Below are 22,231 nucleotides of genomic sequence, written 5' to 3'. Positions count from 1 at the left end.
GTCGAGACCGACCGACCATGACCCAAACACCTCGCATCCTGCTCACCGGCTTCGACCCGTTCGGCGGCGAGACGGTAAACCCCTCGTGGGAAGCAGTCAGCGCGCTGCACGGCCGCCGGATCGCCGGCCACCGCATCGTCGCACTGCAGCTGCCGACCGAGTTCGCCGCCTCGCTGAGGGCGCTTCGGCGCGCGCTGCGCGAGGAGCGTCCGGCGATCGCGCTGGGCGTGGGCCAGGCCGGCGGCCGCAGCCGGCTGTCGCTCGAGCGGGTGGCGATCAACGTCAACGACGCGCGCATCCCCGACAATGCCGGCGCACAGCCGGTGGACGAGCCGGTGGTGGCCGGCGGACCGGCCGCCTATTTCAGCAGCCTGCCGATCAAGGCGATGCTCGCCGCGTTGCGCGAGGAGGGGCTGCCGGCGGAAATCTCGAACACGGCCGGCACCTACGTGTGCAACCACATCGCCTACGCCATGGCGCACTACACGGCGCGCCAGCGTGGCGTGCGCACCGGCTTCCTGCACATTCCCTTCCTGCCGGACCAGGCGGTGTCGCATGCGCATGCGCCGAGCATGTCGCTGGAGGATGTGCGCAGGGGTCTGCTGGTCGCCCTGCGCACGGCCGCGCGTGTCCGGACGGATGCCCGGCTGGCGGCGGGCACGATCAGCTGAGCCGTCGCACCCGCGAGGAACCGCCTCAGTAACCCTGCGAGCGGTCTTCCATGCTGGAGCCTGCCGCGTCCTTGCCTTTCATCTGGTCGTCCATCTTGGCCGGACCGTGGTAGTCCTCGAGCCTGCGGGTCTTGGTTTCCTCGGGATTGATCTGCACCAGGGTGCCCTTCTTGTCGTAGTAGGCGACGAAACCGTAATCCAGCTGCATCCGCGCCAGGTACTGCAGATGCTCCTTGCGGATCGAGTAGTCGTCGCTGGGCACCAGCAGCACGCTCTTGGGCAGCTTGCCCACTTCCTTCAGATAGGCGAAGTGGCTGCCCGTATCGAGGGCAGAAAGCACCGCGCCGTCGACCAGGAACTGGCCGCCCTTGTACGCCTTGATCACGGTGTCGAACTGGCCCTTGGACTCGAGCGCAGCTACCTGTTCCTTGGTCGCGCCGCGGTGGCAGCCCGCCAACAGCACAGTGCCGCCGACAAGGAAAGCCATCGCCAGCCGGCCAGCGAGGGAGGAAAGACGGGTCATGCGGATCTCCTGCAAGGCATTCATCACAACTGGGGGAGTGTAGCGCCGGTACGGCGCGCGCGATGCGCGGCGATCGACGTCGCCAGCGAACATTCAGGTGCGCGGCAGGGTCACGCCCTGTTGGCCCTGGTACTTGCCGCCGCGGTCGCGGTAGCTGGTCTCGCACGATTCGTCGGACTCGAAGAACAGCATCTGCGCCACGCCTTCGTTGGCGTAGATCTTGGCCGGCAGCGGCGTGGTATTGGAAAACTCCAGCGTCACATGGCCTTCCCACTCCGGCTCCAGCGGCGTGACGTTGACGATGATGCCGCAGCGCGCGTAGGTGCTCTTGCCCAGGCACACCACCAGCACGTCGCGCGGGATGCGGAAGTACTCCACCGTGCGCGCCAGCGCGAACGAGTTCGGTGGAATGATGCACACGTCCGCCTCCACGTCGACGAAGCTGGTCGGGTCGAACGCTTTCGGGTCGACGATGGTGGAGTTGATGTTGGTGAAGATCTTGAACTCACGCGCGCAACGCACGTCGTAGCCGTAGCTGGAGGTGCCGTAGGACACCAGTTTCTCGCCATCGCGCATCTTCACCTGGCCGGGCTCGAACGGCTCGATCATGCCGTGCTGCTCGGCCATCCGGCGGATCCACTTGTCGGGTTTGATGCTCACGCGCGCTCCGGTCGTCGGGTGGTGGGCAACCGAAGCATTCGGCTGCCGCAAAGACCCGGAAAAATACCACGCGAAACGGCCCGACAGACCAGCATCGGGCCGATCAGGCGCTCTCGAGCGCCCGCGCAAGCCGCTTCAGCAGGGCCTCCAGCTCGCCGCGCGGTTCCAGCTGGGCAAGCACATATGCCCGGTCGCAGCCCGTACCCGGCAAGGGCACGGTGCCGGACACTCGGTCCAGCAGCTCGGCCGACATCGTTCGCAGGATCTCGCGAAGCGCGTCCTGCGCATGATGGGATCCGCGCGCCGAGGCGTTGAGCAGGGCCACCGGCTTGCCCGGAAACCGCGGGCAGCCGACCAGCCAGTCCAGCAGGTTCTTGAACGCACCGGGCACGCCGTGCGCATATTCCGGACAGGCGATCAGCAGCGCGTCGCTGGCGGCGACCTGCTCGCGCAGGCCGGTGACGGCTCCGGGCAGGGGATCCCGCTCGTCGTCCGGATTGAACCAGGGCAGCGCTGCGAGACCGTCGTAGAGAACCAGCTCCAGCGAGGCCGGCGCCAGTTCACGCGCGGCCTCCAGCACGCTCCTGTTCGCCGACACCGCCCGCAAGCTGCCTGCCAGGCACAGCACGCGACGGCGTGCGGCGGCCGTCATGCCGACGGCGCGCCCTGCACCACCACCTTGCCCAGGCCCAGCGACTTGTTGCGCGGCTGGCGCGACAGCCGGCCAGCGGTGTTGCGCGCGATCTCGCGGTAGCGCGCGGCGAGGTCGGAATCGGGCATCGCCACCACGGTGGGATTGCCGCCATCGGCCTGTTCGCGGATACGGATGTCCAGCGGCAACGAGCCCAGGTAGGCCACGCCATATTGCTCGGCCATGCGCCGGCCGCCGCCCTCGCCGAAGATGTGTTCCTCGTGGCCGCAGTTCGAACAGACGTGGGTGGCCATGTTTTCCACCACGCCCAGAACCGGCACCTCGACCTTCTCGAACATCTTCAGCGCCTTGCGCGCGTCCAGCAGGGCGATGTCCTGCGGCGTGGTGACGATCACCGCACCGGCCACCGGCACCTTCTGCGACAACGTGAGCTGGATGTCGCCGGTGCCCGGCGGCAGGTCGACCACCAGATAATCGAGCTGTTCCCAGCGCGAGTCGCCGAGCAGCTGCATCATCGCCTGGGTGACCATCGGGCCGCGCCAGATCATCGGGGTCTCCTCGTCGACCAGGAAGCCGATCGACATCGCCTGCAAGCCGTGCGCCTGGAGCGGAACGATGGTCTTGCCGTCCGGGGATTCCGGCTTGCCGGACAGGCCGAGCATGCGCGGCTGGCTGGGGCCGTAGATATCGGCATCGAGGATGCCGACCTTCGCGCCCTCGGCGGCCAGTGCCAGCGCTAGGTTCGCCGAGACGGTGGACTTGCCCACGCCGCCCTTGCCGGAGGCGACCACGATGATGTTCTTCACGTTCGGCAGCGGCGCCAGCTGGCCCTGCACCTTGTGCACCTGGACCCGGCTGCCGACCGACACCGCCGCCGCGGCGACCGCCGGATGGGCTTCCAGTGCCTGGCGCACCTGCGCGGCAAGCTCCGCCGTCACAGAGGCCGCGGGATAGCCGAGCTGGACGTCGACCGACACGCGGTCGCCATCCACACCGATGGCGCGCACGGACTCGGCCAGCAGCGCGCCTGTATGGGGGTCGGTGAGCGCGGCGAGCAGTTCGCGCACCAGGGCTTCGTTTGCCTGCGTCATGGGGGCTTTCTTGCGGGGAAAGAGTGCAATTATGCCAGTCATGCCGGCGTCACCGGCTGCGCTGGATCATGGCCCGGTGGCCCCGGGCGGCTCTTGCGCATTGCAGCTTGACGCTCTCCCCGGCCCTCGCCAGTCTCGTCGCCATACGCATTCGTACGGGAGGAAACCCATGACCCTGCTGTCCCGCCTCACCCTCGCCGCCGGCCTGCTGCTGATCGCCGGTTCCGCGTTCGCCGCCAACGACACTCCGGTCGGCACCTGGAAAACCATCGACGACGAGACCCACATGGCCAAGTCGATCGTCGAGATCACCGACCACAACGGCGAGCTCCAGGCGCACATCGTCAAGCTGCTCAACCGCAGCCCCGAGGACATCGCCCGCGACGGCGCCGAACCGATCTGCAAGAAGTGCGACGGCGAGCGCCACAACCAGCCGATCGAGGGCATGAACATCATGTGGGGCGTGAGCAAGGACGACGACGTGTGGGACGGCGGCAAGATCCTCGACCCGAAGACCGGCAAGGTCTACAAGGTACGCCTGAAGATGCTCGACGGCGGCCAGAAGCTCGACGTGCACGGCTACATCGGCTTCGCCCTGATCGGCCGCTCGCAGGTGTGGGAACGGCAGAACTGACGTTTCCCGCTTCCGTGGAACCCGAAGGCCCGCCACCTGGTGGGCCTTTTGTTTGCGGCATGGACCGGTCGGACGCTTTGGACGGCCATGCCATAATCTGCGGTCATCAAAGCCAAGCAAGCCGCCATGAGCCGACGCCTCCTCGTCACCAACGCCCTGCCCTACGCCAATGGCCCGCTGCACATGGGCCACCTGCTGGGCTACATCCAGGCCGACATCTGGGTGCGGGCGCAGCGCATGGCCGGCCACGAGGCGATCTACGTCTGCGCCGACGACGCGCACGGCACGCCGATCATGCTGGCGGCGGAGAAGGCCGGCCTGGCGCCGGAGGACTACATTGCCGGCATCCGTGCCGGCCACGAGGCGGATTTCGCCGCGTTCGGCGTGGACTTCGACCACTACCACACCACTCATTCGGACGAAAACCGCGAGCTGGCGACACTGATCTACACGCGCCTGCGCGACGGCGGCTTCATTGCCCGCCGCGACATCCAGCAGCTGTTCGATCCGGACAAGCAGATGTTCCTGCCGGACCGCTACATCAAGGGCACCTGCCCGGTGTGCAAGACGCCCGACCAGTACGGCGACAACTGCGAGAACTGCGGTGCCACCTACGCACCGACCGACCTGATCAACCCGTACTCGGTGATGTCCGGCGCTACGCCGGTGCTGCGCGCGTCCGAGCACTACTTCTTCGAGCTGTCCAAGTTCGAGGGTCTGCTGCGCGACTGGTTCGCCGGCAAATACTCCGGCGGCCAGCCGGTGGCCGACAGCGGCGTCGCCGCCAAGCTGCGCGAGTGGCTGGACGGCGGCCTGAAGGACTGGGACATCTCGCGCGACGCGCCCTATTTCGGCTTTCCGATCCCCGACGCGCCGGGCAAGTTCTTCTATGTCTGGCTGGACGCGCCAGTCGGCTACCTGGCCAGCTTCAAGGCGTTGTGCGAGCGCACCGGCACCGATTTCGACGCCTACCTCGGCCCGGACAGCGCCGCCGAGATGCACCACTTCATCGGCAAGGACATCATCAATTTCCACGGTCTGTTCTGGCCTGCCATGCTGCACGGCGCCGGCTTCCGCGTGCCGACCGCGCTGCACGTCAACGGCTACCTCACCGTCAACGGCGCGAAGATGTCCAAGTCGCGCGGCACCTTCATCCAGGCCCGCACGTATCTGGACGTGGGCCTGAACCCGGAGTGCCTGCGCTACTACTTCGCCACCATGCTCGACGACGCACCGGTGGACGTGGACCTCGACCTGAAGGCCTTCGAGGAACGCGTCAACTCGCACCTGGTCGGCAAGTGGGTGAACATCGCCAGCCGCACCGCCGGCTTCGTGCACAAGTTCTTCGACGGCCAGCTCGCCGAGCGCTTCGGCAGCACCGAGGCGGAGCTGTGGAACCGCCTGCTGGAGCACTACGACGGCATCGCCGAGCTGTACGACCGCGGGCTGTTCGCCGAGGTCACCCGCCGCTTCGTGACCATGGCAGACCTGGTCAACGGCCACATCGCCGCCACCGCGCCGTGGACGCTGTCCAAGGACGAGTCGCGCCGGCTCGAACTGCACCAGGTGTGCTCGTTCGCGATCGCCGCGTTCCGCCTGCTCGGCGGCCTGCTCAAGCCGATCGTGCCGGCCACGGTGACCGCGGCCGAACAGTTCCTTGCAGCGCCGATCCTCGATTTCGACAGCGCCCGCGCGCCGCTGCACAACCACATCATTGCCCCGTTCGAGCCGCTGCTCGGCCGTCTCGATCCCAAGCAGATCGACGCCATGGTCGAAGCCTCGAAGGAATCCCTGGCCGCCCCCGCAGCGGCCGCCCCCGCCCCCCGCAAGACCGAAAAGAACGCCATGACCGAGAACACCGCACCACCCACCCCCGAAGCCGCCGCCGTCGCCCCGACCATCGGTATCGACGATTTCGCCAAGCTCGACCTGCGCGTGGGCAAGGTGACCGTGTGCGAATTCGTCGAGGGCTCGGACAAGCTGCTGCGTTTCGAGCTGGACGCCGGCCCGCTGGGCACCCGGCAGATCTTCTCCGGCATCCGTGCCGCCTACGGCGAGCCGGACAAGCTGGTCGGCCGCAACGTGGTGTTCATCGCCAACCTGGCGCCGCGCAAGATGCGCTTCGGCCTGTCCCAGGGGATGATCCTGTCCGCCGGCGAGGGCGGCAGCGACCTGTTCCTGCTGGACGCCGACCAGGGCGCCAGGCCGGGCGCCACCGTCCGCTGATAGCGCGCATCACCCAGACGCTGAGTCGAGCGGTTTCGACCCCCAGGCTGCCAGGACGTCAACACATGCCTTTCGCCCGCACGTTGCCGATCCTCGTCCTGCTCCTGTGCGGTATGCACGCGACGCTGGCGAGGGCCGCATGCGCGCAAGCCGACGCCATCGTGCGCCATGCCTATCCCAATGCCAGGCCCGACCCGGATGGCGGTTACCGCTTGGGGGAAAGGAGCATCACCCCATCGAGTGACGACATTGGCGACGCCGGGGACGTCGTTTGCAAGGTGTGGCCGGAACACCCCGAACTGACCCTGGCCCTGGTGCCGTTGATGTCACCCGGGTCGGACCAGGGCAATGAAGGCGACCTCGATCTGCTGTTGCTCGACAGCGGGAATTTGAAGCTGCTGCAACGCCTGCGTCTGCCCGGCTACATGGACGACGACGCCATTCGGATCGAAGACATCAAGCTGGACACCGCTCGCTACCGGCTCGCGCCGGGAACGCTGGCGTTCGGAATCCGCAAGACGCTGGAGGGCAGCTCGGGCCCCGATCCGTTCGAAGAAGTCGACCTGTCGCTCTACGCCGTTATCAACGGCAAGCTTCGCACCGTGCTGGATGGGCTGGCGGTGTCACGCAGCAACGGCGATTGGGATACCCAGTGCGCTGGAACGTTCGACTCCCGGCATCTGCTTCTGAGCACCGGCGACGCCATGACGCGTGGCCTGGCCGACATCGATATCAGCGGATCGGATGACACCCACGCCAGTCGCCTCGACAGCCACCAACAATGTACGGACACGCCCGGCAAGCACAGGCCGATCAAGGCGCGTCTGCACTACGACGGCCAGCACTACGTCGTACCGAAAGAGTTGGCGTCCTTGCAGTGACAACCCTGGCCGACCGCATCGACGCGATCCTGCCGCAGACCCAGTGCGAGCAGTGCGGCTTCCACGGTTGCCGCCCCTACGCCGAGGCGATCGCCGCGGGCGAGGCGCCGATCAACCGCTGCCCGCCCGGCGGCGCCACCGGCATTGCCCGGCTGGCCGCCCTGCTCGGACAGCCGGCGCTGCCGCTGGACCCGGCGCACGGCGTGGAAAAGCCGCGCACACTTGCACGCATCGTCGAGGCCGACTGCATCGGCTGCACCAAGTGCATCCAGGCGTGCCCGGTCGATGCCATCGTCGGCGCGGCCAAGCTGATGCACACCGTGCTGGCCGACGACTGCACCGGCTGCGAGCTTTGCGTGCCGGCCTGCCCGGTCGACTGCATCGTGCTCGAACCGATGCCGCAGGCCTGGGTGAACGACCCCGCCCGCGCCGACGCCGCGCGCACGCATTTCCGGCGTCGCGAGGCACGGCTCGAACGCGAGCGGCTGGCGCAGGAAGCCGAGCTGGCCGCGCGCAAGGCCGCAGTGGACGCAGCCGCCTCGCCCGCCAACCCGGTGCTGGCCGCGCTCGCGCGCGCCAGGGCGAAGAAGCAGGGAAACCCCACGTGAAGCGTGCCGATGTCGTCGAGCTGTTTACCCGCCTGCGCGAGCTGAATCCCAGGCCCACCACCGAACTGGACTACACCACGCCGTTCGAGCTGCTGGTCGCCGTGGTGCTTTCGGCGCAGGCCACCGACGTCGGCGTGAACAAGGCCACGCGCCGGCTCTACCCGGTCGCCAACACGCCCGAGGCGATCCTCGCGCTGGGCGAAGACAAGCTGAAGACCTTCATCTCCACCATTGGCCTGTTCAACGCCAAGGCGAAGAACGTGATGGCCCTGTGCCGGATCCTGGTCGAACAGCATGGCAGCGAGGTGCCGCGCGAGCGCGCGGCGCTGGAGGCGCTGCCCGGCGTGGGTCGAAAAACCGCCAACGTGGTGCTCAACACCGCCTTCGGCGAACCGACCATCGCGGTGGACACGCACATCTTCCGCGTCGCCAACCGCACCGGGCTGGCACCGGGCAAGGACGTACGAGCGGTCGAGGACAAGCTGGAAAAGGTGGTACCGGCCGAGTTCAAGCTCGATGCCCACCACTGGCTGATCCTGCATGGCCGCTACGTATGCAAGGCGCGCAAGCCGGATTGCCCGAACTGCGTGATCCGCGACCTGTGCCGGTTCAAGGACAAGACGCCAGCCTGATCCGCGCCACGCGGGAAGCCCCTGTAGATACCGCTCGCGGGCGATGCTCCTGGCTCTGAATGTCGATCAGAGCGAAAGGCATCGCCCGCGAGCGGGCTCCTGCAAGACATGTGGCGCTGGCTCGACGCAAAAAAAAAGCAAACGGCGGGCTGCTGCCCGCCGTTTTTCCGTCCCTGGGTCGAACTCCCTTCCGATAATCGAACTACCGGCCAAGCTTGGCGCAGGAAGATGACCGTCTCGTGTCGACCGTCCGAACTTCATCGGTACGGCGACCCCGTCATGACCTGCCGTCAAGGGGGCGACGCCGTATCCGGCGGCGTCGCCATGATCGCTTAGAACTTGTAGGCGATCATCACGCGGTTGTACGTGAACGAGCCGTTGCCCGGGTTCAGGCCGTTGGCGCCGCCGGTCGAACGCTCCCAGCGGTTGCGCAGGGACAGGCCCTTGAGCACACCGTCGAGACTGTAGGTGAGATCGACATAGACGTTGTGGCTGTTGCCGCGATGCTCGGTGGTGTACTTGGCGTAGGCCACCATCACGTTGAGCTTGTCATTCAGCAGGTTGTAGGTGAGCTTGGTCTTCCAGGCGTGGCCCGGACCCTGCTCCACCAGACCGCGGATCATCGAGGTGGTGTACAGCGGGTCGGTGGCGTACGCGGCGGTATAGGGCGAGATCAGCGCGCCGTCACCGACCGCACCGGACTGCCGGTCGATCTTGTTGTATGCCGCCTCGAACTTGCCGTGCGGGATGTTGACGCCGACGTCGGTGCCCCAGGCGCGGCTCTTGACCTTGCTGCCGGCCACGCCGAACAGCGCGACGTTGTTCTGAACCAGACGGGTGCCCGAACCGCCGGTCTCGTCGACGTACTGCGCGGCGATGAACGGGTCGAACCCGGTACCGGTCTTGAAGGTGTAGGTACCGTCGACATAGCCCATGTGGGCGAAGTCGATGAAGTCGTAGTACCACCCCTGGCCCTTGAAGCCGCCGTTGGCATACACGGCGCCGGCTGCCCAGGCACCCCGTGCGGCGCGCGCGGTGGCGGGCAGGCCGCCGATGCCACCGTAGGACGAGTCACCGCGGTAGGTCGGCGGGTAGTAGAGGTTGTCGAAGTGGAACGAATCGGAGGTACGGCTCTTCCAGCCGAAGCTGCGCAGGGCCACCAGGTCCCAGCCCTTGGCCGGCTTGAAGTCGACCATCGCCGCCTGATACGAGGCAGGCAGCACACGCGAGTCGCTCGAGCCCATCCACGGCGTGTTGAGGTACTGCTGGCCGGCGCGCACCAGCACGTTGTTCGCCTTGTACTGCACATAGGCCTGGCTGAGCGCACTGACCGAGTTGGTCGGACCCATCAGCGTGGTGTCGATCTTGGACATGCTGGACGCCTGCGAACCGAACGCATTGGCGCTGACCAGCGAACCGCCGAGGCTGAAGCCGCCACCGAAGTCGGCCGTCTGCGCATTCAGGAGCACCGCGCCCGACAGGGCATGGGCATCCGGCACCGCGCTGGTGGAGTAGATGCGGTCGAAGTTGTACAGGCGCAGCTCCCCATCGACGTGGCCATCCTTGAAGATGTTGCCGGTGGTGTCGGCGTGAGCGCCGAAGCTGAGGCTGCCCAGCACAACGGCGACGGCAGCGGCGATCAGGTTGTTACGCATGGCGTGTGACTCCGGGACTGAAGGTGATGTGGCCGAGCAAGACGACCGGACAGGTGTGCTGCCCGGCCAATTGTTGTCATCGGCTTAACATCATCCACGCCGCGTGTTACAGCTGCACACACTAATTATGACAGAAAGACGACATGCCGCTGCCCGGGTACCCGGCAGCGGCGACGCATCCAACATCGGCCCGGGGCGGGCATGCCGACCGCCCCGAACCACCCTACCGGGCCCGGCGATCAGAAGGCGACTTCGCCAAAAACGCCGATCTCGTTGGTCTTCAGGTTCTGCACGTGCGGCGGCACCGGGGTGCCTACGGTCTTGTCGGCCTTTTCGTGCTTCCAAACGCCGGCCAGCTTGAAGCCCTTGGTCACCTGGAACTCGACGCCGGCGTTGTAATACGCGTCCCTGGCCGCACCGTCGCGGTTCTTGCTCAGCTTGGCGTTGTCGTAGCGCGCGAACAGGCTGACCCCGTCGACCACCGCCACGCTGCCCCAGACCGAGTAGCCATCGGCCTTGTCGGTGTAGGGCGTCAGCACGTTGTTCCAGTCGCTGGCGGTGAAGTACTCGGCGCCGAGGCGGAACTGCTTGCTGGCATAGGCCACCAGGATGTCCCCGCGGGTGGCGCGGTTCGGCGTGGCAACACCCTGGACGTCCTTGCCGAGCTTGCCGGAGTAGCCGCCGACGGCGACAGTCATGTTCTCGAACGGCACGAAGCCGACGCGCCCCTCCACATCCACGCTCTTGGAACGGCCCGGATTCTTGTAACCATTGCCGTTGACCACCGACACCGCGTAGTTCACCGACTTGCCGGCGCCGACGTCACCGCCCAGGTGCACGCCCCAGTCGGCCGAATTGCCGTACTTGAGGCGATCGATCAGGGTGTTCTCCACATAGCGGTAGCCGTAGAGGTTTTCCACGAACGGGATCCACGGCATGTCCGCCGAACCCAGGCGAAGCACGGCGGCCTGGTCGAACTTGCCCTGCACGTAGGCCTTCTTGACGAACAGGTTCGTCTGGCCGTCGCTGCCGACATAATTGAAATCGGTGGTCAGGTTGGCCGACCAGATGTCGTCGAAGTTGTGGGTGACGCTCAGATAGAAGCGCTTCACGTCCAAGCCGGTGCCGGAGGCTGCGGTCTTGCCACTGTCGCTGTTCTTCTGGTCGATGTTCGAGAAGTCGACGTACATCTTGCCGCCGATGGTCGTGTCGTTCACCAGCTTCTCCAGCCTGGCCAGTTTCTTGTCGTTGTTGCCGGCAGCCTGGACCTTCTCGATGGCCTGCCCGGTGCTGACATTGATGTCGGACTGGGCATCGGCGCGCTGCTCGAGGTCATCGAGCTTCGCCTGCATGGCGGCGAGCTGGGCCTTCAGGGTCTCGATCTCGGCATGGGAGGCGGCCGATGGGGCCTTGGAGGTCTGGGCACCGGCAAGGCTGCTGAAGCCGAGGCCAGCTGCAATCGCAGCCACGAGCAACTTGGAACGCATGGGTAGGTCTCCACTGGATGGGCATAAGCGCCCCGGCGGTCGGGCCATACGGCCGACCGGCTGAAGCGAATTCGCAACATCTTGCGCGCAAGTTCTTACGGAGTAGTTCCATCCAGATGACAGGACAAAGTCAGGCCGGGCATTGCGGCAAGGTGCTCCGCCGTCTCCGGGCTGCCACGGGACGGCTGATATGCTTGGTCGATGGACGACCTCAACAAGAGCCTTGCCACCCGCATGGCCGACCGCTTCCGCGGCTTTCTCCCGGTCATCGTGGACGTCGAGACCGGCGGGTTCGACGCCGAACGCGATGCCCTGCTGGAAATCGCCGCCGTGACCCTGACGATGGACGCGGAAGGCTACCTGCACCCTCTCCCGGCCGTGTCGGCGCACGTGGAGCCCTTCCCCGGCGCCAACCTGGATCCCCGCTCGCTGGAAGTGACCGGCATCGATCCGGACAATCCGCTGCGCGGCGCCCTCGCCGAGCGCCAGGCGCTGGACCACATCTTCAACGAGGTACGCCACGCCATGCGCCACCAGCACTGCCAGCGCGCCGTGCTGGTGGGACACAACGCCGCCTTCGACCTGGGTTTCCTGAATGCCGCCGTGCGCCGCGTGGGCCACAAGCGCAACCCTTTCCACCCCTTCAGCTGCTTCGATACGGCCACCCTGAGCGGCCTGGCGTTTGGCCAGACGGTGCTGAGCAAGGCGGTGCTGGCAGCGGGCCAGAGCTTCGACAGCCGCGAGGCGCACTCGGCGGTCTACGATGCCGAGCGCACCGCCGAGCTGTTCTGCGGCATCATCAACCGCTGGCGCCGGCTGGAAATCTTCGAGCGCGAGGCGATCGGCGAAGGGGTGCTGTGACGGCCGGATGACAGGTTGTCACACGGCTGAAACATTCATCTCATTTCATTGCAACACGTCACCCCTCTAATGGGGAAAGGACGGGCCTTCCTCCCGTGTCTTTCCTCCTCAAGGAGCTACCGTGTTGACCTCGACCAAATCCCGCATTGCCCTGATCGCTGCCGCGTCGCTGTTCAGCGTCGCCGCTGCTCAGGCCACCGACATCACCGGTGCCGGTTCCAGCTTCGTCTACCCGGTCCTGACCAAGTGGTCGGCCGCCTATGCCGCCAAGACCGGCAACCAGCTCAACTACCAGTCGGTCGGTTCGGGCGCGGGCATCGCGCAGATCAAGGCCGGCACCATCGACTTCGGCGCGTCCGACGCCCCGCTGAGCGGCGAGGACCTGAAGAAGTTCGGCCTGGGCCAGTTCCCGCTGGTCGTCGGCGGCATCGTGCCGGTGGTCAACATCGCCGGCATCCAGTCCGACCAGATCAAGCTTGACGGCCCGACCCTGGCCGAGATCTTCATGGGCAAGATCACCAACTGGAACGACCCGAAGATTGCCGCACTGAATGCCGGCCTGCACCTGCCAGCGGGCAAGATCACCGTCGTGCACCGCTCGGACGGCTCGGGCACCACCTACAACTTCACCAACTTCCTGACCAAGGTCAGCCCGGCCTGGGCCGCCCAGGTCAAGTTCGGCACCTCCGTGGACTGGCCGACCGGCGTGGGCGGCAAGGGCAACGAGGGCGTGTCGCAGTACGTGCGCCAGATCAAGGGCTCGATCGGTTTCGTCGAGTACGCCTACGCGCTGAAGAACAAGATCAGCTGGGTGGACATGAAGAACGCCGCCGGTGAAGTGGTCAAGCCGAGCGCCGACGCCTTCGCCGCCGCCGCCGCGACCGCCGACTGGGCGAACGCCAAGGACTTCAACCTGATCATGACCAACGCGCCGGGCAAGACCGCGTGGCCGATCACCGCCACCACCTGGGCGATCATGTACAAGCAGCCGAAGAATGCCGAGCACACCAAGGTGGCGTTCGACTTCTTCAAGTGGTCCTACGAGCACGGCCAGCCGCAGGCCGCCTCGCTCGACTACGTGCCGCTGCCGCCGTCGCTGGTGAAGCAGATCGAAGCCTACTGGGCCTCGGACTTCCAGAAGTAAGATGGTCCTCCCGGCCGACGGCGGCGCCCTGCCCGCCGTCGGCCTGCGGATGACGCCCGAACAGCCGCCCCGGAGGTCCAGGGGCGGCTTTCCGTTGCTGGCGCCGCTATCCTTGCGCCCTTAGCCACCGAGAGGACGGCCCGTTCCATGTCCAGTGCCCCAGACGCCCTCGCGACCCGTGCCACCGGAGACCAGCGCAACCATCGCGACGCGCGCCACGACCGCTGGTTCCGCTGGCTGCTCATGTGCTGTGCGCTGCTGGTGCTCGCCTCGCTGCTGGGTGCCGCCGGAGCGACCCTGTGGGGCGGCCGCCACGCCTTCGCCACCTTCGGCTGGCACTTCCTCGTCAGCTCGGAATGGGATCCGGGCAACGACGTCTACGGTGCACTGGTCCCGGTCTACGGCACCATCGCCACCTCGCTGATCGCCCTGATCATTGCCGTGCCGGTCAGTTTCGGCATTGCGCTGTACCTGTCCGAGGTCGCCCCGCCCTGGCTGCGCACGCCGGTCGCCTCGGCGATCGAATTGCTGGCCGGCATCCCGTCGATCATCTACGGCATGTGGGGCCTGTTCATCTTCGCGCCGTTTTTTTCCGAGCACATCAAACCGTGGCTGACCAGCTACCTGGGCGACAGTCCGGACGACGGCAAGGTGTCCTGGCTGGCCGCACACGTACCATTTGTCGGCAAGCTGTTCGCCAGCAACTATCCGTTTGGCGCCAGCGTGCTCACCGCGGGCATCGTGCTGGCGATCATGATCATCCCGTTCATCTCCTCGGTGATGCGCGAGGTGTTCCAGACCGTGCCGACCCGGCTGAAGGAGTCGGCCTACGCACTGGGCTCGAGCACCTGGGAAGTGATGTGGGACATCGTGCTGCCGTACACCCGCTCGGCGGTCATCGGCGGCGTGTTCCTCGGCCTGGGCCGCGCGCTGGGCGAGACCATGGCGGTGACCTTCGTGCTCGGCAATGCGATGGACCTTTCCGCCTCGCTGCTCGATCCGGGCGCGTCGATCGCCTCGACCATCGCCAACCAGTTCAGCGAGGCGGTGGGCCTGCAGAAATCGACCCTGATGGCGCTGGCGTTCCTGCTGTTCGTGGTTACCTTCGTCGTGCTGCTGATCGCGCGGCTGATGCTCGCGCAGCTGAAGAAGCGGGAGGGCGTGTGATGAATACCCTTTACCTTCGTCGCCGCATCACCAACTGGGTCGCGCTGTCGCTCAGCGTGCTGGCCACCCTGATCGGGTTGGGCTTCCTCGCGTGGATCCTGTTCGAGACCCTGCGCCAGGGCATCAGCGCGCTGGACCTGAAGCTGTTCACCAAGATCACCGCCTATGGATCGGACGGCGGCCTGGCCAACGCCATGGTCGGCAGCCTGATCATCAACTTCATCGGCATCGCCATCGCCACCCCGATCGGCGTGCTGGCCGGCACCTGGCTGGCCGAGTATGCCAACCGCACCAAACTCGGCGAGACGATCCGCTTCCTCAACGACATCCTGCTGTCGGCGCCGTCGATCGTGATGGGCCTTTTCGTCTATACCATCGTGGTGCTGCCCAGCACCACGCTGACCAACGGCAACACCACCTTCTCCGGCTTCGCCGGCGGCGTGGCGCTGGCGCTGATCGCCCTGCCGGTGATCGTGCGCACCACCGACGAAATGCTGCGCCTGGTGCCCTCCACGCTGCGCGAGGCGGCGCTGTCGCTGGGCGTGCCGCAGTGGAAGCTGACCCTGCAGATCCTGATCCGCGCGGCGCGTTCGGGCATCATCACCGGCGTGCTGCTGGCGCTGGCGCGCATCAGCGGCGAAACCGCACCGCTGCTGTTCACCGCGTTCGGCAACAACTTCATGGTGTTCAGCCCGATGAGCAAGATGGCCAGCCTGCCGCAGATCATCTACCAGTACGCGAACGACCCCGGCGACGCAATGCACGCGCTGGCCTGGGCCGGCGCCTTCGTGGTGACGATGTTCGTACTGCTGCTCAGCCTCGCCTCCCGCCTGGTCCTTTCCCGCAACAAGGTGTCCCATGACTGAGTCCGCCGCCGCCGGCCTCCACCCGCAGCCCGCGGCCAGCCCCGAGGCCGTCGCGCCGACCAAGATCCAGGTCAACGACCTGCACTTCTACTACAACGGGTTCCATGCGCTGAAAGGCATCAGCATGGCGATCCCGGAGAAGAAGGTGACGGCCATCATCGGCCCGTCCGGCTGCGGCAAGTCGACCCTGCTGCGCATTTTCAACCGCATCTACGCGATCTACCCGAAGCTGGAAGCGCGCGGCGAAGTGATCCTCGACGGCGAGAACGTGCTGGACTCGAAGTACTCCATGAACCGCCTGCGCAGCAAGGTCGGCATGGTGTTCCAGAAACCGGTGCCGTTCCCGATGACGATCTTCGAGAACGTCGCCTACGGCATCCGCCACCACGAGAAGCTCTCGCGCGCCGACATGGACGTGCGGGTGGAGAAGGCCCTGCGCGACGCCGCGCTGTGGGACGAGGTGAAGGACAAGCTCAAGCAGAACGCACTCGGCCTGTCCGGCGGCCAGCAGCAGCGCCTGTGCATTGCCCGCGCCATCGCGCTGCGCCCCGAGGTGCTGCTGCTCGACGAGCCGACCTCGGCGCTCGATCCGATCGCCACCGGCCGCATCGAGCAACTGGTGGAGGAGCTCAAGAGCCAGTTCACCATCGTCATCGTCACCCACAACATGCAGCAGGCGGCGCGCTGCTCGGACCTCACCGCGTTCATGTACATGGGCGAACTGATCGAGTTCGACGGCACCGAGAAGATCTTCACCAAGCCGAGCAAGAAGCAGACCGAGGACTACATCACCGGCCGTTTCGGCTGAGTCGTCCCCGTGTTCCACCCGTTCCAGGCATCCCATACAGGCAGGTACCGACATGAGTAGCGGCAGCGAGCACATCATCAAGAGCTACGACAGCGAACTGGCCCGCCTCACCGGCGAGATCGTGCGCATGGGCGAGCTGTCGGTGACCCAGCTGGAGTCGGCCCTCGACGTGATCGCCCGCCGCGACGAGCGCGCCGCGCAGCGCGTGGTGGCCAACGACGACGCGATCGACCAGCTGGAGCAGGAAATCAGCCACGACGTGGTGCGCCTGCTGGCACTGCGGGCGCCGATGGCCGGCGACCTGCGCAACGTGTTCGCCGCGCTGCGCATCGCCGCCGACATCGAACGCATTGGCGACTATGCCGCCAACGTCGCCAAGCGCTCGATTCCGCTGTCGATGGTCGCCCCGATCTCGCCGACCAAGGGCCTGGACTACCTGGCCAAGCTGGCCGCCTCCGAAGTACGGGAGGTGCTGGTGGCCTATCGCGACCAGGACGCCGAGCACGCCTACCAGGTGTGGAAGAGCGACGCCGAGCTGGACGAGGCATACACCGGCTACTTCCGCCAGCTGCTCACCTACATGATGGAAGACCCGCGCAACATCACGCCGTGCACGCACCTCTTGTTCATGGCCAAGAACATCGAGCGCATCGGCGACCACGCCACCAACATCGCCGAGAGCATCTGGTTCCAGGTGCACGGCGAGACGCTGGACAAGCAGCGGGTGAAGCGCGACTTCACCTCCAGCCCGGAGCTGACCAAGCTCGGCGAATAAGCCACCACGCCCCTGCCCGCAGGGGCCCGCTCGCGGGCGATGCCCCTGGCTGTGCTGCGCCAGCAAAGCGAAAGGCGTCGCCCGCGAGCGGGCTCCTACCGGGTCAGAGGGTCACGGGGTGGGCAGTGGCTTTTCGCGTGCTTCGCGGCGGCGGGCGGCGCCGCGCACGATGCCGTAGATGCCGATGGCGATCCACGCCACTTCGAGCAGGAATGCCGACCAGTTGAAGCTGCCGAACACCAGCGAGAGCAGCACGCCGAACGCGCCGACGATATTCATCAGCTGATAGGCCAGCTTGTTGCCGTGCAGCCGGTGGGCCTGCAGCAGGAAGTAGGCCAGCAGGATCAGCAGCACGCCGGCGTAGCCGGCCAGGTCGTACCAGTGAAAGGTCATCGCTTCGCACTCCGCTGACGCAAGGCCTCGAACAGCACCACGCCGGTGGCCACCGACACGTTGAGGCTCTCCATCGTGCCCGGCATCGGGATCTTCGCCACGAAATCACACAGCTCGCGGGTCAGCCGGCGCATGCCCTCGCCTTCGCTGCCCAGCACCAGCGCCACCGGCCCCTTGAAGTCCACGCCGTAGATCGAGGTGTCGGTGTCGCCGGCCAGGCCGGTGATCCACACGCCCGCGTCCTTCAGCTCGCGCAGCGTGCGGGCGAGGTTGGTCACCGCGATCAGCGGCACGCGATCGGCGCCGCCGGCCGAAGCACGGCGCACCACGGGGGTCAGTCCGACCGCGCGATCCTTCGGCACGATCACCGCCGTGACGCCGGCCGCCGCCGCGCTGCGCAGGCAGGCGCCGAGGTTGTGCGGGTCGGTCACGCCGTCGAGCACCAGTACCAGCGTGTTGGCGCCATCGCGTTCCATCAGCTTGGCGAGATCGCCCTCGTGCGCCATCGGCGGCGGCTCGTACAGCGCCACCACGCCTTGATGCCGCGCTTCGCCCGCCAGCTTGTCCAGCTGATCACGCGGGCGATGGTGCACCGGAATCTTCAGCGCCTTGGCCTGTTCGGCCAGCGCCTGCACGCGCGCGTTGCGCTGGCCCTGCTCCACCAGCACCTCGCGCACGCGCTCGGCATCGTTGCTCAGCGCACCTTCGACCGGGTTGATCCCGACGATCCAACTCTCACTCATGACTTGCCTTTGGGTTTCGAGGAACGACCGCCGCGCTTCCGCCCACCGGCCGAGGCCGGCGCGGCCTTGCTGCCCTCGCTTCGGCGTCCACCGGACGATGGGCCCGAGGCACCCTTGCGCGGTGCACCCGGGCTGCGGGCCTCCTGCGACGACGCACCACGACGCTTGCGCGGCGCCGGCTCGACCGCCGGCGCCGGCGTGCGGGAACGCGGCGGCGGATTATCGCTCGCCGGCGCGGCCACGGGCAGCTCTGCATCGCGACGTCCAAACGCCCGACCGATCGCCTTCGCCGCGCGGCCGAACATTCCCGGTGCCTTCTCCGCCTTCACTGCCGGCTTGGCCGCCTTGGGCAGCGAGTAGCGCTCGCCGCTGGCGGAATAGTCGTAAGCCTTGGCCGTCCGCGGCGGCGGCACGCCCTTCTTTTTCTGCGGCACCAGCCGGAAGTCGATCTTGCGATCCTCCAGGCTCGCGCGCAGCACCTGCACGCGCACGTGGTCGCCCAGGCGAAACTGCTCGCCGGATTTCTCGCCCTTGAGCAGCTTGCGCAGCGGATCGAAGTGGTAATAGTCGTTGGCCAGCTGGCTGATGTGCACCAGGCCAGACACCTTCGAGTCGTCCAGCTCGACGAACAGGCCGAACGAGGTGACGCCGGTGACCACGCCGTCGAACTCGCTGCCCACGTGCTTGCTCATCCACGCGCACTTGAAGCGCTCGTCCACGTCGCGCTCGGCCTCCTCGGCGCGGCGCTCGCGCTGGGAGGTGTGCACCGCCAGCGAGGCCATCTCGGTCGGCGTGTAGCTGTACTTCTCCGGCTTGCCGCCGGTGAGCGCGTAGCGGATCGCCCGGTGCACCAGCAGATCCGGATAACGGCGGATCGGCGAGGTGAAGTGCGCGTAGGCACTCAGCGCCAGGCCGAAGTGGCCGCGGTTGTCCGGCTGGTACGCCGCCATGCTCTGCGCACGCAGCAGCACCGACTGGATCAGCTCGCGCTCGGGGCGCTCGCGCACCATCCGCAGCACTTCGGAGAAATCCGCCGGCGCCACTTCGGCGATCGGCGGCATGCTGAGCTTGAACTCGCGCAGGAACTGCTGCAGATCCTCGTACTTCTCCGCCGGCGGCGGCTCGTGCGCGCGGAACAGCGCAGGGATCTTCTTCTTTTCCAGGAACAGCGCGGCCTGCACGTTGGCCGCGATCATGCATTCCTCGATCAGCTTGTGCGCGTCGTTGCGCTCGGTGGCGCCCATCGACTCCACCTCGCCGCGCTGGTCGAGGCGGAACTTCACTTCCGGCGTCTCGAAATCGATCGCGCCGCGACGCTGGCGCTGCTGCGCCATCGCCTTGTACAGCGCGTGCAGGTTCTCCAGCTGCGGCAGCACGTCGGCGACCTCGTCGCGCGCATCGGGATCGTTCAGCCCCACCACCTGCCACACCTTGTCGTAGGTGAGGCGCGCGTGCGAGAGCATCACCGCGTCGTAGAACTTCGACTTGGTGACCTCGCCGGACACATCCACCTGCATGTCGCACACCATGCACAGCCGCTCCACCTTGGGGTTGAGCGAGCAGATGCCGTTGGACAGCGACTCGGGGAGCATCGGCACCACGAAACCGGGGAAATAGGTGGAGGTGCTGCGCTCCACCGCTTCCTTGTCCAGCGCGCTGCCGACGCGCACGTAGTGCGACACGTCGGCGATCGCCACGATCAGCCGCCAGCCGCCACCGCGACGTGGCTCGGCATAGACGGCGTCGTCGAAATCGCGCGCATCGGCGCCGTCGATGGTGACCAACGGCAGCTTGCGCAGGTCGACGCGACCCTCGCGCTCGGCCGCGGTCACTTCCGGCTCAACCTGAGCCGCATCGTGCAGCGCGGCGGCCGGCCATTCGCTGGGCAGGTCGTAGCTGGCGATCGCCATTTCCACCAGCAGTGAGGGCTGCAGGCGTTCACCGAGCACCGAGCGGATCTCGCCCAGCGGCGCGCGCTGGGCAGTCGGCGGGTCGGTGATCTCCACCACCACGATCTGGCCGTTCTTCGCGCCCAGCTCCTTGCCCGGCGGGATCAGGATGTCCTGGAGCAGGCGGCGGTCATCCGGCGCCACCACGGTGACGCCGTTTTCCACCGTGACCCGGCCCACCAGCCGCGGCGATCGCCGCTGCAGCACCTCGACGATGGCGCCCTGGCGGCGGCCACGGCGATCCAGTCCGACCACGCTGGCCAGCACGCGGTCGCCGTGCATCACCGCACGCATCTGCTGCGGCGAAAGGTAGAGGTCGTCGCCGCCCTCGTCCGGACGCAGGAAACCGTAGCCCTCGGCGTTGGCGATCACCAGGCCGGGAATCAGGTCGAGCTTCTGTGCCGGCGCATAGTCGCCGCGACGCCCTTGCAGCAGCTGGCCGTCGCGCACCATCGCGCCCAGGCGCTTGCGCAGCGCCATCAGGTCGGTGGGATGGTCGAGCTGCAGGGTTTCGGCGATGCGCGCCTCGCTCAGCCATTCGCCACGCTCGGCCAGCATCGAAAGGATCGCCTCGCGGCTGGGGATCGGTCGTTCGTAGCGCTGCGCCTCGCGCTCGGCCTGCGGATCGCGGACCGCGCCGGCAGCCTTGCGCGGCGCACCGCCGTTGGAGCGAGGCTTGCCGGACGGCCGCAGGGGGGTGTCGTCGCGGGCGGGTGAGACTGCGCGGCGCTTGCCGCCACGCGTGTTTTTCTTCTGGGTCACTCAATTACCTTGGTTGAAGGCCTCCGGGACGGAAATCGTCCGGAAGCAGGGGAAAATTTTTATCGACGTATTGTTGACAACCCTGGGGTAGATGCCTAATCTACGCGGCTCGCGCAGCCCGAACGGTTGCGCGGCACCTGCCCAGGTGGCGGAATTGGTAGACGCACTAGTTTCAGGTACTAGCGGGTAAAACCGTGGAGGTTCGAGTCCTCTCCTGGGCACCAATTGTAGACGAAGCCCGCAGCGATGCGGGCTTTGTCGTTTCTGCGGTTCATGCGCGCCGCCGAGGGTGACCCGCCGATGACGACCACGCGCCACGCACTGGCCTCGCACCGGCACTGGGTGTTCGACCTGGACGGCACGCTGACGATCGCCGTACACGATTTCGCCGCGATCCGCCGCACGCTGGAGATCCGCGACGACGAGGACATCCTCGCCCATATCGCCGCCCTGCCCGCACCGGAAGCCGACGCCAAACGTGCCTGGCTGCTCGAGCACGAATACGCACTGGCGAAGGCGTCTCGCCCCGCCGACGGCGCCGTGCCGCTGGTACGCACACTGGCGGCACGTGGCTGCCGGCTCGGCATCCTCACGCGCAACCTGCGCGAGCTGGCATTGCTGTCGCTCGAAGCGATCGGGCTGGCCGACTGCTTCGCCGCCGCCGACGTGCTCGGCCGCGAGGACGCACCGCCCAAGCCGTCCCCGGCCGGCCTGCAGCGCATCGCCACCGGCTGGTCGATCGATCCGGCCGAACTGACTATGGTCGGCGACTACGCCTACGACCTCGCCAGCGCCCGCGCCGCCGGCGCGCGCTCGGTACTGGTGAACCTGCCCGACAACCGCTGGCCGGACCTGGCCGACTGGCACTTCGCCGACTGCCTCGGCCTGCACGCCGCGCTGGCCTGAGCCCTCGCAGATCGGTAGATACCGTCTTACTTACCCCCCGACAAGGGCACGATTGGGATCGAACGGCAGGCCGGAACGCACCACTCCCCAAGCGATATGCAGCAGCTTGCGCATGGCTGCGCCCAAGGCCAGCTTGG

The 22,231-nt window shown here is 67.0% G+C and carries 22 protein-coding genes and 1 tRNA gene; 14 read left to right on the top strand and 9 right to left on the bottom strand.

Features of this window, described 5'->3' with window-relative positions:
- The first annotated feature begins 17 nt into the window (after nucleotides 1-17).
- Nucleotides 18-671 (top strand): pyroglutamyl-peptidase I, encoded by a 654-nt coding sequence (gene pcp / locus NC595_RS16685; RefSeq protein ID WP_253568406.1) that lies wholly within the window; start codon nucleotides 18-20, stop codon nucleotides 669-671.
- A 25-nt stretch (nucleotides 672-696) separates the two neighbouring features.
- Here pcp and NC595_RS16680 read toward each other — a convergent pair whose 3' ends face one another.
- From NC595_RS16680 to apbC, 4 genes are all read right to left on the bottom strand, one after another.
- Nucleotides 697-1,194, bottom strand: coding sequence for a hypothetical protein (locus NC595_RS16680; protein ID WP_253568404.1), 498 nt, complete (start codon nucleotides 1,192-1,194; stop codon nucleotides 697-699).
- A gap of 93 nt (nucleotides 1,195-1,287) precedes the next feature.
- On the bottom strand, nucleotides 1,288-1,854 hold the full coding sequence (gene dcd / locus NC595_RS16675) for a dCTP deaminase (RefSeq protein ID WP_017460385.1): 567 nt from the start codon (nucleotides 1,852-1,854) through the stop codon (nucleotides 1,288-1,290).
- Nucleotides 1,855-1,957: 103 nt separating this feature from the next.
- Entirely contained in the window at nucleotides 1,958-2,506 is a 549-nt protein-coding gene (locus tag NC595_RS16670) for an NADPH-dependent FMN reductase (RefSeq protein ID WP_253568402.1), read from the bottom strand.
- Nucleotides 2,503-3,597, bottom strand: coding sequence for an iron-sulfur cluster carrier protein ApbC (gene apbC, locus NC595_RS16665; protein ID WP_253568401.1), 1,095 nt, complete (start codon nucleotides 3,595-3,597; stop codon nucleotides 2,503-2,505). The genes NC595_RS16670 and apbC overlap by 4 nt, the downstream gene beginning before the upstream one ends.
- A gap of 169 nt (nucleotides 3,598-3,766) precedes the next feature.
- Between apbC and NC595_RS16660 the strand changes: the two genes are divergently transcribed.
- The 5 genes from NC595_RS16660 to nth all read left to right on the top strand — a co-directional run bounded on the left by NC595_RS16660 (nucleotide 3,767) and on the right by nth (nucleotide 8,578).
- A complete protein-coding gene (locus NC595_RS16660) occupies nucleotides 3,767-4,231 on the top strand; it encodes a DUF2147 domain-containing protein (protein WP_253568400.1) in 465 nt (154 codons plus the stop codon).
- A 126-nt stretch (nucleotides 4,232-4,357) separates the two neighbouring features.
- On the top strand, nucleotides 4,358-6,457 hold the full coding sequence (metG, locus tag NC595_RS16655) for a methionine--tRNA ligase (RefSeq protein WP_253568398.1): 2,100 nt from the start codon (nucleotides 4,358-4,360) through the stop codon (nucleotides 6,455-6,457).
- 65 nt (nucleotides 6,458-6,522) lie between these two features.
- Nucleotides 6,523-7,338, top strand: coding sequence for a PA3715 family protein (locus NC595_RS16650; protein ID WP_253568396.1), 816 nt, complete (start codon nucleotides 6,523-6,525; stop codon nucleotides 7,336-7,338).
- Complete coding sequence (rsxB, locus tag NC595_RS16645) at nucleotides 7,335-7,946, top strand: electron transport complex subunit RsxB (RefSeq protein WP_253568394.1); 612 nt, start codon at nucleotides 7,335-7,337, stop codon at nucleotides 7,944-7,946. The genes NC595_RS16650 and rsxB overlap by 4 nt, the downstream gene beginning before the upstream one ends.
- On the top strand, nucleotides 7,943-8,578 hold the full coding sequence (nth, locus tag NC595_RS16640; protein ID WP_253568392.1) for an endonuclease III: 636 nt from the start codon (nucleotides 7,943-7,945) through the stop codon (nucleotides 8,576-8,578). The genes rsxB and nth overlap by 4 nt, the downstream gene beginning before the upstream one ends.
- A 332-nt stretch (nucleotides 8,579-8,910) precedes the next feature.
- On the opposite strand, the gene NC595_RS16635 is transcribed toward nth, so the two are convergent.
- Together NC595_RS16635 and NC595_RS16630 are read right to left on the bottom strand one after the other, a co-directional pair.
- Complete coding sequence (locus tag NC595_RS16635; protein WP_253568390.1) at nucleotides 8,911-10,233, bottom strand: OprD family outer membrane porin; 1,323 nt, start codon at nucleotides 10,231-10,233, stop codon at nucleotides 8,911-8,913.
- Nucleotides 10,234-10,472: 239 nt separating this feature from the next.
- On the bottom strand, nucleotides 10,473-11,720 hold the full coding sequence (locus tag NC595_RS16630; protein WP_253568388.1) for a porin: 1,248 nt from the start codon (nucleotides 11,718-11,720) through the stop codon (nucleotides 10,473-10,475).
- Between the two features lie 201 nt (nucleotides 11,721-11,921).
- Here NC595_RS16630 and rnt point away from each other — a divergent pair, with 201 nt between their 5' ends.
- The 6 genes from rnt to phoU all read left to right on the top strand — a co-directional run bounded on the left by rnt (nucleotide 11,922) and on the right by phoU (nucleotide 17,341).
- Nucleotides 11,922-12,581 (top strand): ribonuclease T, encoded by a 660-nt coding sequence (gene rnt / locus NC595_RS16625; RefSeq protein ID WP_253568386.1) that lies wholly within the window; start codon nucleotides 11,922-11,924, stop codon nucleotides 12,579-12,581.
- 121 nt (nucleotides 12,582-12,702) lie between these two features.
- A complete protein-coding gene (pstS, locus tag NC595_RS16620; protein ID WP_253568384.1) occupies nucleotides 12,703-13,725 on the top strand; it encodes a phosphate ABC transporter substrate-binding protein PstS in 1,023 nt (340 codons plus the stop codon).
- Nucleotides 13,726-13,872: 147 nt separating this feature from the next.
- Complete coding sequence (gene pstC / locus NC595_RS16615; RefSeq protein ID WP_253568382.1) at nucleotides 13,873-14,892, top strand: phosphate ABC transporter permease subunit PstC; 1,020 nt, start codon at nucleotides 13,873-13,875, stop codon at nucleotides 14,890-14,892.
- Nucleotides 14,892-15,758 (top strand): phosphate ABC transporter permease PstA, encoded by an 867-nt coding sequence (pstA, locus tag NC595_RS16610; protein ID WP_253568380.1) that lies wholly within the window; start codon nucleotides 14,892-14,894, stop codon nucleotides 15,756-15,758. Before pstC ends, pstA begins: the two co-directional genes overlap by 1 nt.
- Nucleotides 15,751-16,566, top strand: a complete 816-nt coding sequence (gene pstB, locus NC595_RS16605) for a phosphate ABC transporter ATP-binding protein PstB (protein WP_253568378.1) — start codon at nucleotides 15,751-15,753, stop codon at nucleotides 16,564-16,566. Before pstA ends, pstB begins: the two co-directional genes overlap by 8 nt.
- Nucleotides 16,567-16,618: 52 nt before the next feature.
- Nucleotides 16,619-17,341: a phosphate signaling complex protein PhoU gene (phoU, locus tag NC595_RS16600; RefSeq protein ID WP_253568376.1), complete on the top strand. Its 723-nt coding sequence runs from the start codon at nucleotides 16,619-16,621 to the stop codon at nucleotides 17,339-17,341.
- 111 nt (nucleotides 17,342-17,452) lie between these two features.
- Here the strand turns inward: phoU and NC595_RS16595 are convergent, their stop codons facing one another.
- From NC595_RS16595 to rnr, 3 genes are read right to left on the bottom strand one after another with little or no spacing between them, the layout of a single operon-like run.
- Nucleotides 17,453-17,734, bottom strand: coding sequence for a CBU_0592 family membrane protein (locus NC595_RS16595; RefSeq protein WP_253568374.1), 282 nt, complete (start codon nucleotides 17,732-17,734; stop codon nucleotides 17,453-17,455).
- A complete protein-coding gene (gene rlmB, locus NC595_RS16590) occupies nucleotides 17,731-18,477 on the bottom strand; it encodes a 23S rRNA (guanosine(2251)-2'-O)-methyltransferase RlmB (RefSeq protein ID WP_253568372.1) in 747 nt (248 codons plus the stop codon). The genes NC595_RS16595 and rlmB overlap by 4 nt, the downstream gene beginning before the upstream one ends.
- Nucleotides 18,474-21,119, bottom strand: a complete 2,646-nt coding sequence (gene rnr / locus NC595_RS16585; RefSeq protein ID WP_253568909.1) for a ribonuclease R — start codon at nucleotides 21,117-21,119, stop codon at nucleotides 18,474-18,476. The genes rlmB and rnr overlap by 4 nt, the downstream gene beginning before the upstream one ends.
- A gap of 208 nt (nucleotides 21,120-21,327) precedes the next feature.
- Between rnr and NC595_RS16580 the strand changes: the two genes are divergently transcribed.
- Together NC595_RS16580 and NC595_RS16575 are read left to right on the top strand one after the other, a co-directional pair.
- Nucleotides 21,328-21,412 (top strand) — tRNA-Leu (locus tag NC595_RS16580).
- A gap of 76 nt (nucleotides 21,413-21,488) precedes the next feature.
- Nucleotides 21,489-22,094 (top strand): HAD family hydrolase, encoded by a 606-nt coding sequence (locus NC595_RS16575; protein ID WP_253568370.1) that lies wholly within the window; start codon nucleotides 21,489-21,491, stop codon nucleotides 22,092-22,094.
- Nucleotides 22,095-22,231: the final 137 nt, after the last annotated feature.

The sequence above is a fragment of the Dyella lutea genome, from assembly GCF_024158035.1.
Lineage (GTDB): Bacteria > Pseudomonadota > Gammaproteobacteria > Xanthomonadales > Rhodanobacteraceae > Dyella_A > Dyella_A lutea.
Note: the sequence above shows the minus strand (reverse complement) of the source record. Positions and strands in the feature narration are given on the sequence as shown.

Excerpts from the sequence above, each read along its gene's own strand:
- phoU (WP_253568376.1), top strand. The coding sequence starts at position 16,619 with ATGAGTAGCGGCAGCGAGCACATCATCAAGAGCTACGACAGCGAACTG.
- pstB (WP_253568378.1), top strand. The coding sequence starts at position 15,751 with ATGACTGAGTCCGCCGCCGCCGGCCTCCACCCGCAGCCCGCGGCCAGC.
- pstA (WP_253568380.1), top strand. The coding sequence starts at position 14,892 with ATGAATACCCTTTACCTTCGTCGCCGCATCACCAACTGGGTCGCGCTG.
- NC595_RS16670 (WP_253568402.1), bottom strand. The coding sequence starts at position 2,506 with ATGACGGCCGCCGCACGCCGTCGCGTGCTGTGCCTGGCAGGCAGCTTG.
- NC595_RS16635 (WP_253568390.1), bottom strand. The coding sequence starts at position 10,233 with ATGCGTAACAACCTGATCGCCGCTGCCGTCGCCGTTGTGCTGGGCAGC.
- NC595_RS16650 (WP_253568396.1), top strand. The coding sequence starts at position 6,523 with ATGCCTTTCGCCCGCACGTTGCCGATCCTCGTCCTGCTCCTGTGCGGT.
- pstC (WP_253568382.1), top strand. The coding sequence starts at position 13,873 with ATGTCCAGTGCCCCAGACGCCCTCGCGACCCGTGCCACCGGAGACCAG.
- metG (WP_253568398.1), top strand. The coding sequence starts at position 4,358 with ATGAGCCGACGCCTCCTCGTCACCAACGCCCTGCCCTACGCCAATGGC.
- NC595_RS16660 (WP_253568400.1), top strand. The coding sequence starts at position 3,767 with ATGACCCTGCTGTCCCGCCTCACCCTCGCCGCCGGCCTGCTGCTGATC.
- rlmB (WP_253568372.1), bottom strand. The coding sequence starts at position 18,477 with ATGAGTGAGAGTTGGATCGTCGGGATCAACCCGGTCGAAGGTGCGCTG.
- NC595_RS16575 (WP_253568370.1), top strand. The coding sequence starts at position 21,489 with ATGACGACCACGCGCCACGCACTGGCCTCGCACCGGCACTGGGTGTTC.
- NC595_RS16680 (WP_253568404.1), bottom strand. The coding sequence starts at position 1,194 with ATGACCCGTCTTTCCTCCCTCGCTGGCCGGCTGGCGATGGCTTTCCTT.
- rnt (WP_253568386.1), top strand. The coding sequence starts at position 11,922 with ATGGACGACCTCAACAAGAGCCTTGCCACCCGCATGGCCGACCGCTTC.
- pcp (WP_253568406.1), top strand. The coding sequence starts at position 18 with ATGACCCAAACACCTCGCATCCTGCTCACCGGCTTCGACCCGTTCGGC.
- NC595_RS16630 (WP_253568388.1), bottom strand. The coding sequence starts at position 11,720 with ATGCGTTCCAAGTTGCTCGTGGCTGCGATTGCAGCTGGCCTCGGCTTC.
- apbC (WP_253568401.1), bottom strand. The coding sequence starts at position 3,597 with ATGACGCAGGCAAACGAAGCCCTGGTGCGCGAACTGCTCGCCGCGCTC.
- NC595_RS16595 (WP_253568374.1), bottom strand. The coding sequence starts at position 17,734 with ATGACCTTTCACTGGTACGACCTGGCCGGCTACGCCGGCGTGCTGCTG.